Raw genomic sequence first — 9,056 nt, forward strand, 5'->3', positions numbered from 1 at the left:
GATCGGTGAGTGTCCGGTATCTGTCGCCGCGTCCTTGTGGTGGACCCGGACGCTGTCCGATAGATCATCTATGTTGGGGTCGAGCACGGAACGGCCGTAGTCCGGATCTGCCTGCCGGGGGTTCTGCGATGTCGTCTGAGGAAAACGCGGCCGTGATCGCGGCGGTCACCCAGGGGGTCGGGTGGCGGTTACGGCGGAAGGTCGGAAAGGTCGAGGCCGCCTTCCGTACGGACCTGCGCACGGAGAAGGACCTCCGGCAGGCGGCCACTCTGTATGGCGAGGTGGTGCGGGCCGCCGTGGAGGCACGGCCGGCGCTGGCGCTCTGCCTGTTCCGGTGTTTCGACACCCGTCTCCCCGCGGAAAGCTACCCGCTCGCGTTCCGCCCCGATGACGAGGGCTGGCTGCGTCGGCTGGCAGACCAGGAGGACCAGGATGCGCTGCGGCTCGTGATGGGGCTGTCGGCGCGGCTCAGCCTGCACGCCCCGCTGGTCGCCGCACGTGACCGGCTGGCGGGCCTGCTCGGCCGGCACGAAGACGCCGGAAAGCTGGTCGGGCAGCTGCTGGCCTGGCAGGACATGCGGCTGCTGGACGTCCGGGTACTGGAGACGGTTGTCCGGGACCACCTCCGGCATTCCTCGCTGGAGCAGAACGCGGCCGCCTGGTCGGACCTGTTCGCGCACCTCCCCGTCGCGTTGCTCCCCGACATCTTCGAGGTCAGGCTCTTCCTGGACCGGGGCGCCGACGCGGTACGGCTGGCTGACACGCCAGCCCGTCAGCAGACGGCGCTGGAATGCTGCCTGCGGTCAGGACAGCTCGGCGAGGTCATCGCCGGTCTGGAGCTGGCGGAACAGGTCGCCTCCACGCTGGCCCCGGTGCTGCACGGTCGTGCCGGCGAGCTGCTGTTCGATGCGGGCCGGTACGCCGAGGCGCTGCCTCACCACCAGGCGGCCGGGCATGCGGGCCGGGCGAGTGAATGCCACGAGCGGCTCGGCGACATCGGCGCGGCACTGGCGGCCTGTCCTGCCGGCGAGCCCGACCGTCTGATCCGGCTGGCGGGGCTGCGCCTGCCGCAGATCGACGAACTGGTCGAGCGACGGGACCTCGATGAGGCCCTGCGGCAGGTGGACGAGCTTGTCCACCACCTGGACCGGGCACGCGTGTCGACCGCCGGCCTCACCGCCTGCCGGGAGGAGATCAGCCGCCAGCGGGCCGCCATCATGGCCACCGGTCGCCGGCACTTCGCCGATCGGGTACGGGAGGCGGCGGCAGCCGACCGGTCCGCGGCCTTCCAGAGCTGGAGCCGCTTCGAGGAGGCGGCTGGTGCGTGGACGGAGGCGGCCGGGCGGGCCGAGGACGCCGGCGACCGGTACCGGGCCCACCGCCTCTACTGCCGGGCCGGTCAGTTCGGGCAGGCCGACCGGGTGATCGAGGACGAGCGTTCACCGGAAGCCCTCGCCACCCGGGCCGCATCCCTCGAAACCGGTGGGGATCTGGTGGCCGCTGCCCGGCTCTTCGAGGAGGCGGGGCGGTTCGAGGAGGCCACCGGGCTGTTCATCGCGGCAGGTGACTTCACGGCCGCCGCCGGCTGCCTCGTCCGGTGGCGGGGCGACGAGGCTCTCGAGGATCCGCGGCTGATCGACTGCCTGCGCCGCACGGGCGACATCGAGCAGCTCGTCCGCCGCTGCCTGCAGGCAGCCGAAGCCGACGGCGCCTCCGAAGCCGCCGACGTCACGGGACGGGGCAGGCCAGCCGGATCGTCGGCGGCGGCCGGCACACCTGCGAGGTCCGCCGGCCTGGGCACCGACGAACTGCGCCGGCTCCGGGCCGACGCGCTGGTGCCCTCCTATCTGCTGCCCGAGGTGGACGCCGTGCTGGCAGCCGCGGACCGGACGGCCCGGCGTCCGTTCGAAGCACGCGCGGCCCAGTGGGTGGCTACCGCTCGAGGCGAGACCGACCAGCGCTTCGCCGGCATCTGGGGCTTCGACCTGGGGACCACCACCTGCACCGCAGCCATCTACGACCGGCGGACCGAGCAGGTCGTCCTGTGCCGGGCCCAAGGCGAGACGCAGTTCCCGTCGACGCTGAGCCTCGACAGCGCCGGCAACGAGCTGGTCGGACTCCGCGGCGAGGAGATCCTCGGCGGCAGAATCCGCGGCCACATCAGTGGATCGAAGCGGCGGATGGGAACCCGGCAGACCTACCGGATCCGGGACCGTTCCTACCGGCCGGAGGAGGTCGCGGCCCGCCTGATCCGGCACGCCCGGGGGCTGGTCGAAGGCCACCTGGCCGACCAGGTGAGGGAACGCGTCGGCGAGCTGGCTCGCGCTGCTCTCGGTGAGGTCCGCGACGAATGGCTGACCTGGGCGGAACGAAACCACGACCTGCGGATCACCCGGGAACAGGTTGTCGTCACCATTCCCGCCTACTTCCGCAACAACCAGAAACGTGCGACGCGGGACGCCTGCCGGATCGCCGGGGTGCAGGCCGTCCGGCTCATTCACGAACCGACGGCGGCCTGCATGAGCGTGGCCCGGCAACGGCGCCTCACCGGCGGGGTGGTCGTGGTGGACCTCGGCGCCGGCACCCTCGACGTCAGCCTTGTGGAGGTCAACGAGGATCTGTACGAGGTGCACCGGGTACTCGGCGACAACAACTACGGCGGAAACGAGCTGGACGAGGCTGTTACCGAGGCGCTGAGCGTGCGGCTGCGCGGGGACGGCATACCTGTCGAGCCGAAAAGCACCGCGCGCCGGCGGCTTGCTGTCGCCGCCGAACACCTCAAGGTCTGCCTGTCGTCGCAGGATCATGCCGAGTACTGGCTGCCGGGCCTCGTGGACAACCGGGACGTCCGCGTGGACCTCGACCGGGACAGCCTCGCTGCCGTTCTTGACAAACCGCTGAGCCGGCTGCGCGATATCTGCCGCACGTTCAGAAGCACACTGGTGGACGACCCGAAGATCAGTGCACGGCCGGACCATCTGGTGCTGATCGGCGGCCCGATGCTCTCCCCCCAGGTACGGGGCATGGTGGCGGAGGCCTTCGGCCTGAAACCGACGGTCGTGGCCGACCCGCGCACCGCCGTGGCCTCCGGCGCGGCCATCCAGGGCGCGGTTCTCGCCGGAGTCCTCAGGGAACAGGTTCTCCTCGACGTCACCCCGCTCCCACTGGGTATCCGGGCGATGGAAAAGGACCAGGCGACCTTCTCGGTCGTCATCGACCCCAACACCCGTATTCCCGTGGAGCGGAAGGAGACCTATTCCACGTACAGCGACAACCAGACCGCGATCAATGTCGAGATCTTCAACGGAGACCTCGACGCGTCGGCGCGAATCGGGCAGTTCCGCCTGAGCGACATCACTCCGCTGCCGCGGGGCGTGCCGCAGATCGAGGTGACCTTTGCGATCGACGCGAACTGCCTGCTCACAGTCACCGCCCACGACCTGGGAACCGGGCGGAGACAGTCGATCCAGGTCGACGACGCCACCCTGTTGTCACCCGCCGAGCTGGACACGATGGCCCGGCGCCGCGAGGAGCAGGAGGAACGCATCCACCGGCAGACCATGGTTGCGGAGCTGCGTAACCAGCTGCACGAGCTGGTGATCGAGGCGGAGCAGGACGACGCCGTGGCCCTGCTGGCCGAGTTCCGGGATCGGCTCGCCACGTTCCGGCCGACCAGCGAGGCACGCGACCCGCAGACCGAGACGCTGCTCGCCGAGATGTTCAACCCGATCAGTCGGATGGAACTCGAGCGCGAGCTGGCGGAAACCGCCGAGACGCTCAGAGACCTGGTGGTGAACGCGAAGGATCACCTGGGGCAGGAGACGGCCGCCAGCGCCGTCGATCCGGCCCCGCTGCAACACCTGACGTCCAGACTCGAGCGTGAGCTGGATCGCCTACGTCCCCTGCTCGGCCGGCTCACCCAGTACAACGCGGCCCTCGTGCGATTCGCGGTGACGGCCGTCGACCCGCTGCGGCTGTTCCGGGAACGTCACGCCGCCGGCGATCATGCGCACGCCCTGGCAGTGCTCGGCGCCGGGACCCCCGACCAGCCCGAAGACGTCGAGCGGCTCCTGCAGTGCCTCGCGGCGGTCGGCGACACCTCCCGTTACCGGCAGCTTCTCGCCGACAGCGCGGACCGGTTGCCGGTCCGGCCCGCCAGGCCGCTCGGCCCGGGCAGCTCGCTGGAGGCGGAGTCGTTCCACCGCGAGATCGGGCTGGCGCAGGTGGCGGTGGCCGGCACCCACGCCGGTAAAATCCAGGTTCTGGGTGGCGGTTTCCTGATCTCCGCGTGGCTTGCCGTCACCAGCAGGCACTGGCTTGTCGACCATGCCGGCGGCCGCCCCGAGGATCTCGACCCGACTCGCGTCACCATCGTCTCTGCCGCGGGGACCCATCGCGTCGAGGATGTTCTTCTACCCGACGCGCCGCACTGCGACGTCGCACTGCTCCGACTCGCGGAAGCAGCGCAGGTGCCCCCGCTCCGCCTCGGCTACCCGAACCTCGCCCATATCGGCGACCAGATCGCCGCCGTGACGGCCGCTGCCGGTGGCGAGGCCCGGACCGTGTCGCGCGGCATCATCGAACGGTTCGAGACCTTCCCCGAACAGCGGCTCCGGGTAGTTCGCACCAGTCTCGCCGTGCCGTCCACGGACAGTGGCAACCCGCTCTTCAACGACCTCGGGGAGGTCATCGGCGTTCTCACGATCGGCGGCATGCCGACCGCCACCGGGGCGGCCACCGCGACCGGTGAGGCCGCCCCCGGGGTCTTCGCCCTTTCCGTCGAGATCCTCGACCCGCTGCTGGAACGTGCCGGCTTCAGCCGGCTCACGGCCGGGACCGGTGCCAGTGGGACCTCCGGGACCCCCGCGACCGATACCTGATCCGACGCGCGGGCATCACGAAGGCTCCAGGAAGGCCCTACCAGAAACTGATGGCTGATGATCTTCCGCAGCCGCCCGATGTCGTCGAACGTGACGTTGGTGGCCGCGGCGATGCCCTCGGGCGCGATGTCGGTCAGCAGGCGTCCGCCGTACCAGGACGCGTCGACACCCGGCCAGGGGTACGGGCGATCACCGAGGATCGGGGTGTCGACGGCGCTTCCGAGGACGATGGTGGCGGTGCTGACCTCGGTGACGTCGCGCAGCACCCGTGGGCGCAGCCGTATGGCGGTCAGGCCGGGGTCGCCTCGTCGAGTGCGTGGTCGGCGCCGGCGCCCTGCCGGAAGTAGTCGTACACGTCCCGGGGCAGCCGCGCGGCGGCCCGCTGCTCCCTGACCGGTCGGGTGGCCACCTGGCACGGGAGACCGGTGCGCCTGCCCCGGGACCGGCCTGCCTCCGATCCCCCGCGGGACGAGTCGTACGCGGCTACGATGAATAGATACAATCGCGCGGACAAGCGGGGGTACCGGTGCCGCCGAGTGAATTCGAGACTGGTCGGGCCTACAAGTACGCCTACTACATCTTCCTCGATGCCTCCGGTTATTCGACCATCGTGGCGTTTAATCCCCAGGACCGCGCGGGCGAGGCGTTCAATCTTTTTCGTGAGCGGGCGATCAGCCGTGTTCGCCGGGTTGCGGTGAGCCACCGCTGTCAGCGGTCCGAGCTCTGGCAGTGGCGTGGTGACGGCGGCTTCTTCGTGATTCACGACGACGACGAGAGTGTCGCCCGGGACGTGGCGATGGAGGCCGCCGAGACATTTCTCCGGCTTGACCTGCCCTATCTGCGGGACGAGTTCCGGCAGATGGGGATTTCCGGCGACCTGCATATGCGTATGGCGATCCATCGGGGTGTCTTCCACTACCTGGGCGACCACCACGAGCGTTCGGTCCATTCTGCGGACGTGAATTTCGGCGCGCATCTGGAGGAGGCTGCGCCGCGCGACTGCCTGGTCGTGTCGGCGGACGCGTTCCAGGTGGCCGGGCCGCACGCGGAAAGCCTGACCCTCGTAGGCCTGCATGAGGGGCGCAAGGTGTACGTCCGGGCGCCCTCTGGCCCGCCCGCGGCGGCGCGGAGAGCCTGGCGCGCCCTGCACGGCCCGCCGGGCTGGCAGGCGGTGCACGCGTTTCCGGAGCGGCCGAGCCAGGAGATCAAGGCAGGTCTCGTCGACTCGGCCTCGCAGCGGATTCTCGACGTCGGCACCGCACTGAACACCTGCTCGCGATACCTGACCACGACAGAGCGACCGGACTGGTATCGAGCGGCGGTGTTGGATTTCCTGCACCGCGGGGGCGGCTATGACTGCGTTCTGCTCAACCCGAAGTCACGCGCGGCAGAGGAGCTCACCGCCCAGTGGGAGGAGGATATTCCGATGAAGATCAGTCGTGCGCTCGATCGGTTCGCCGAATTCAAGAGTCGGTATGGAGCTGCTGCCTCCGGTTTCCGCGTCCATCAAACGGACTCGTTCGGTGGGCTGCACGCACTCGCGCTTGATCCGGAGACGGACGAAGGTATGATCATGTATTCTCCATATGTAGGGCTCACGTTGCCGGCCGCAGGCCGGACCGCCCGTGCGGACACGCCGCACTATCTGGTCTCCGATGCGGCCAGCGTGCTGTACGGCAAAGTTCGGGATCTGGTGATGGCATGTGCCGCACCCAGCACGATCCAGCGCCTGCTGTAGGCCTCCGAGGTCGAGGCCCAGACACCTTTCACCCTGTTCGCCGCCGCGCGCCAGACGTCCTTTGATGCCGGTTCGGCTGGTCCCCGCCGGATCAGGTGACCTCGGCCGGACGAGAGGCGTCGACACAGCGGATGATCTCGACCGCGAGCAGGAGCAGCGCGCCGATCTCGACGAGTGACAGGGTCAGAAGCGGCCAGGGTATCCGTGGCGAGAGCGCCCAGAAGACTCCCAGACCACCCACGCCGGACCCGCAGAAAAGCAGGACATCCACGATGACCTGGGTGATCTTGCGTCGTGTACGGTCGGCGTCGCGACGGTGCTCGGACTCCCAGCGCAGCAGCTCGTGCCCGGCGGCGGCACTCAGCCGCGGTGACAGCTCATGTCGGATGTACTCGCCGATGGCGGACACCTTCTGGTCGTTGACCAGGTAGGTCCACCCCAACACCAGGCAGGCCGGCGGGAGGAGCAGCAACAGTGGAAACCGAGGCGTACCGCCGCCGAACGCGATCGCGATAACTCCGCCACTGGCGGCGAGCGTTGCGTAGACCAGATTGTCCCGGACGTTGATGCGGCCGAGCTGCTCGTCCTTGAGGCGCTCGTACTCGAGCAGGTCGACATCTCTGCCTGTGGGCCGCGCCTGCGACTCCATCAGCCCTCCTCCTGGGACATCCCGTCGCGGTCGCCTCGACACCGTGCATTCAGGCGTCGACCGTTCAGGCGCTGACCATAGCCTCGGTGCCGGGCACGGCAGCCCGGAATTCGACGGGATCGAGCCAGGTCATGCGGTCGACATTGTGACGTTGACGCAACGGCGTTGGAAGATGCACCGGATGCGGATCGGGTATCCGCGGGGTGACGTGCCCGAACGGCTCGGCTGGCCGTTGGCGCCGCGTTTGCTGCTTGTCCAAGAAAGGTCAGAGAGTAGACTGCGTGCCGTCGTGCCTGGCCCGCGGGGATGGCTGGGTGGGATGGCCTCGTCGACGGATCCCCACAGCCGGGATGGTTGGGTGGATGGCTGGGGAACCGATGGGTGAGGCCAGCGAGAGGAAGCCAACGTTTCGTGCCTGTTGGATGGCCGCACGAGCAGTCCGGCGGTCGGAACGGGGCCGCGAGGTGCTGCGGTTCGTTCGACCATGGCTCTTCTCTCTGCTGGTGGGGAAGAGGATGTGGCTGTCTCTACGCCTCTCCGCGGCGGCGTACTCAGGCTGTCTGCTCTGGTTCGGTGTTGGCACGTTCGCGATCGTCGAAGGTCCGTTGGTCACTCATGGGGCCGGTTCGCCGGGCTGGCGAGCTCGCGTGGTCCGGCTGGCTCTCCGAAACTGGGAACTCGTCGTTTTCACGACGATTCCGTTGATCGCGACCATGCTTGCCTATGTGTGTGCTCTGGCGTACCATGCGGGTGTCCAGCCGAGTTGGCTGTTCGGCTATTCTGCTTTGTTTATCTGCGTGGCGATCATGTGCTGGGCCCTGATGCACATGATCATGCATATTCCGATCGCGTTTATCACCTTTCTTGGGATTCTCGAGCACAAACTTGAGGTCGTGGAGAGCCGGGCGATTGACCTGTACCGCCAGGAGAACTGGACGCTTCTCCTGCTGCACGTCGAGGACCCGCTCGATGTGCCCCAGGTTCTCGGGGCCGCGCGTCGGAAGATCGCCGATACCGAGCTGTTCCTGTGCGTTGAGCGGGGCATCACGACCACCGCTGCCCGGGCTGCGGCCGCCGGCATCGAGGAGGTCGCCCGATTGGACGGTGACCTGAAGGGCATCCTGGTGCTGCGCGCGCGGGGTCACGCAACTCCGCTCAGGAAGCCTCTGCAGCAGATGCAGGGAACGGTGCAGGTGCTGTTGTTGATGGCGCTTCCGATACTGGCGTTCGCGTGGCCGCTTGCCTCCGTCGAACGGGATGCCTGCAACCCGGATAAATGCGAAGGGCGCCCGGAGTCGTACCTCGAGGCAGTGCTATGGCTGGCCTACCGCACGGTTTTTCAGAAACCGGACGGAATCGACGTCGGTACGTCGCATGGTCATTTCATGTCCATAGCCTTTCCGATACAGGGCCTGATCATGCTTTCGATAATCATCAAGGCGCTCTATGACTACTATAAATCCAGCAAGGGGCGGGCTCAACCCGTCAGTGCATCAACCGCTCTGCGACAGTAGCAGCTGATTGAGCCTTTCGGCGGGCGTGTCCCAGTTCAACGTCTGCCGCGGGCGACGGTTCAGCAGGTCAGCGACACGGTCGAGTTCCGCCTGTGTGTGCTCCGACAGGTCGGTACCTTTGGGGAAGTACTGACGGAGCAATCCATTGGTGTTCTCGTTGCTCCCACGCTGCCACGGGGAATGCGGATCGCAGAAGTAGACAGGAATACCAGTCGTGACGGTGAACCGAGCATGCTCGGCCATCTCGGTACCCTGGTCCCAGGTAATCGACCGGA

Annotated in this window: 6 protein-coding genes; 3 read left to right on the forward strand and 3 right to left on the reverse strand. The window is 68.1% G+C overall.

Going from position 1 to position 9,056, the window contains the following annotated elements; translation table 11 throughout:
- Positions 1–128: 128 nt before the first annotated feature.
- Positions 129–4,880 carry an Hsp70 family protein gene (locus AB1460_RS19310; protein ID WP_368963032.1) on the forward strand — a complete coding sequence of 1,584 codons (4,752 nt, stop codon included), beginning with the start codon at positions 129–131 and terminating at the stop codon, positions 4,878–4,880.
- Positions 4,881–5,406: 526 nt separating this feature from the next.
- The gene (locus AB1460_RS19315; RefSeq protein ID WP_368963033.1) at positions 5,407–6,618 is read left to right on the forward strand and encodes a hypothetical protein; all 1,212 of its coding nucleotides are present in this window, start codon (positions 5,407–5,409) and stop codon (positions 6,616–6,618) included.
- 91 nt (positions 6,619–6,709) lie between these two features.
- Here AB1460_RS19315 and AB1460_RS19320 read toward each other — a convergent pair whose 3' ends face one another.
- Positions 6,710–7,267 carry a hypothetical protein gene (locus tag AB1460_RS19320; RefSeq protein ID WP_368963035.1) on the reverse strand — a complete coding sequence of 186 codons (558 nt, stop codon included), beginning with the start codon at positions 7,265–7,267 and terminating at the stop codon, positions 6,710–6,712.
- Positions 7,268–7,331: 64 nt separating this feature from the next.
- The gene (locus tag AB1460_RS19325) at positions 7,332–7,526 is read right to left on the reverse strand and encodes a hypothetical protein (RefSeq protein WP_368963037.1); all 195 of its coding nucleotides are present in this window, start codon (positions 7,524–7,526) and stop codon (positions 7,332–7,334) included.
- Between the two features lie 205 nt (positions 7,527–7,731).
- Here AB1460_RS19325 and AB1460_RS19330 point away from each other — a divergent pair, with 205 nt between their 5' ends.
- Complete coding sequence (locus AB1460_RS19330) at positions 7,732–8,781, forward strand: hypothetical protein (RefSeq protein ID WP_368963039.1); 1,050 nt, start codon at positions 7,732–7,734, stop codon at positions 8,779–8,781.
- Here the strand turns inward: AB1460_RS19330 and AB1460_RS19335 are convergent.
- A partial coding sequence (locus AB1460_RS19335; RefSeq protein ID WP_368963040.1) for an IS30 family transposase occupies positions 8,761–9,056 on the reverse strand: 296 nt, incomplete at its 5' end. The two genes, AB1460_RS19330 and AB1460_RS19335, sit on opposite strands and share 21 nt — an antisense overlap.

Source organism: Parafrankia sp. FMc2, from assembly GCF_041008525.1.
GTDB lineage: Bacteria > Actinomycetota > Actinomycetes > Frankiales > Frankiaceae > Parafrankia.